General features: G+C 71.2%; 2 protein-coding genes and 1 pseudogene. All 3 read left to right on the forward strand.

Annotation, left to right across the window (positions count from 1 at the left end):
• Positions 1 to 330: 330 nt before the first annotated feature.
• Positions 331 to 1035, forward strand: coding sequence for a peptidoglycan editing factor PgeF (gene pgeF / locus H5J29_RS29070; protein WP_246394450.1), 705 nt, complete (start codon positions 331 to 333; stop codon positions 1033 to 1035).
• Between the two features lie 377 nt (positions 1036 to 1412).
• Positions 1413 to 2138 (forward strand): YggS family pyridoxal phosphate-dependent enzyme, encoded by a 726-nt coding sequence (locus H5J29_RS29075; RefSeq protein WP_181784173.1) that lies wholly within the window; start codon positions 1413 to 1415, stop codon positions 2136 to 2138.
• A 128-nt stretch (positions 2139 to 2266) separates the two neighbouring features.
• A pseudogene (locus H5J29_RS29080) lies at positions 2267 to 2489 on the forward strand (hypothetical protein); the annotation flags it as partial.

Here is a 2489-nt window from a genome sequence, read left to right on the forward strand (position 1 = left end):
CGACGCGGACCGCCAGAACCCGGCGATGACGGAGCTCAACACCCCCGCCGCCCCGGAGCAGCCCGCCGCGGCCACGGCGACCGCCGAGGCCTCGACGACCCCGAGCGAGGACGACGTCGACGTCCCGCCCTTCATGCGCCGCTGACACGTCCCGCACTTCGAGCCGCGCCTCCGAGGGGGCGCGGTTCGTGGTGTTTCTGCGGCGGTCCAAGATCGCACGTTTCGTGCTCTCAGCGCAGCAAGATCGCTGTCTGCGTGCGCTGAGCGCTGTTGCGGCAGCGCTGGTTGCACGCAACCGGCGATCATGGTCGGCCGGATAGGGTCGGGAGCATGGCGCAGCAGACGGCGGTCCGGGTCCGGCGGGTCATGACGACCCGGGCCGGGGGGCGCTCGTCGGCCCCCTTCGACTCCTTCAACCTCTCCCGCGCGGTCGGCGACGACCCGGGCAACGTCGACGCCAACCGCTACCGGCTCATCAAGGAGCTCGGCCTGCGCGGCGCGGTGTTCCTCGGACAGGTCCACGGCACGCGTGTGGAACGGGTGACGGAGCCTCCGAAGCGCTCCGCCCCGGACGTCCCGGAGACCGACGCGGCGGTGACCGCGGAACCCGGCGTCGGGCTCGTCGTGCTGGCGGCGGACTGCACCCCGGTGCTGCTCGGCGACCACACCGGACGCGTGGGGGCCGCGGCGGGGGTGGTCCCGGCGACGGTCGAGGCGATGGTCGAGCTCGGTGCCCGGGTCGCGGACATCGAGGTGCTGCTCGGGCCCGCGGTCTGCGGCCTCTGCTACGAGGTCCCCGCGGCGATGCGCGCCGAGGTGGCCGCGCAGCTGCCCGGCAGTGGGGCGAAGACGAGACAGGCCACGCCGTCGATCGACGTCCGCGCGGGCCTCTTTCGCCAGCTCGCCGAGCTGGGGGTGACGAAGGTCGGGATCGACCCCCGCTGCACCCTCGAGGAACGCGCCCTGTTCAGCCACCGCCGCGACCGGCGCACGGGTCGACACGCCGGCGTCACCTGGCTGGATCCGCGCACCTGACGGCGTCCATGATCGCGGCTTGCGTGCTCTTAGCGCGGCTTGCACAGCGTTGAGGGCACGCAGCCGGTGATCATGCAGCGCTGGGTGCACGAAACGTGCGATCAAGGTCGCCCGCCGGCCTCTCGTTCCATGATCGCGGCTTGCGTGCTCTCACCGCTGCCTGCACAGCGTTGAGAGCACGCAGCCGGTGATCATGCAGCGCTGGGTGCACGAAACGTGCGATCAAGGTCGCCCGCCCACCTCCCATCCCATGATCGCGGCTTGCGTGCTCTCACCGCTGCCTGCACAGCGCTGAGAGCACGCAAACAGTGATCATGCAGCGCTGAGAGCACGAAACGTGCGATCAACAGCCCACCCCACCGGCATAAGGTCGTCCCGTGAGTGCCGAAACGTCCCCGGAACGCCGTGCCGACCTGGAGAAGCGCCTCGTCGCCGTCCGGGAGCGGATCACCGCGGCCTGCACCGCCGCGGGCCGCGGCCCGGACGAGGTGGAGCTGCTCGCCGTCACCAAGACCATCCCCGCCGCGGACGTCATCGCCCTCGCCGACCTCGGTCTCCGGGACTTCGGCGAGAACCGTGCGCAGGAGGCGGCAGCCAAAGCCGAGGAGATCCGTGCGGCACGTCCGGACCTCGACCTGCGGTGGCACTTCATCGGCGCCCTGCAACGGAACAAGGCGAAGCTGGTGGTCCCGTGGGTGACACGGGTCGAGACCGTCGACTCCGCCCGGCTGGCCGCGGAACTGGACAAGCAGGCCGCGAGGCGCGGCACCCCGCTGTCCGTCCTGATCCAGTACAGCGTGGACGGTGACCCGGCGCGCGGCGGTGTCCCCGACGCCGGACTACTGGACCTCGCGGCGCAGGTCACGGAGGCGCGCGGGCTCGTTCTCGAAGGGTTGCTCAGCGTCGCACCCCTGGGTACGGACGACGAGGAGTCGTTTGCCGCGATCGAGGCGGCGGGTAGTCGGTTGCGCGCCGAGCATCCCGCCGCGACGGTCCTGTCGGCCGGGATGAGCGGCGACCTGGAGGTGGCGATCCGTCACGGTTCGACGGTCGCGCGTGTCGGAACGGCCCTTGTGGGGGACCGGACAGTAACCTCCCGGTGATCGCAGGTTCGCGGGGGCGGAGCTGCGTCGAGGGCGATGATTGGGGAAGCGCGCATGAGCGAGCTCGCGAGCGAATCAAGGGCACGGCGCCTGTGCGCAGCGCCGACCGAGCGCAGCGAGGGGAAGCGATGAGCGCGATGTACCGGCTCAAGGCCTACTTCGGCATGGTTCCCGCCGAGGAGATGGACTACGTCGACGAGCCGGACACCTACGCCGAGCCCCGGCGGGTCGCCCGTACCGACCGTTGGTCGGATCCGGACGACCGTTTCGACGCTCGGCAGGCAACCCGGGACGACTACGCGGAGTGTGAGCTGTGGCGGTCTGCTGGGGTCACGAACCGCCAGTGGGATG

The organism is Pseudonocardia pini (genome assembly GCF_013870575.1).
Lineage (GTDB): Bacteria > Actinomycetota > Actinomycetes > Mycobacteriales > Pseudonocardiaceae > Pseudonocardia > Pseudonocardia pini.

Bases quoted from the DNA above. Each gene is read 5' to 3' on its own strand.
- pgeF (WP_246394450.1), top strand. From the start codon at position 331: ATGGCGCAGCAGACGGCGGTCCGGGTCCGGCGGGTCATGACGACCCGG.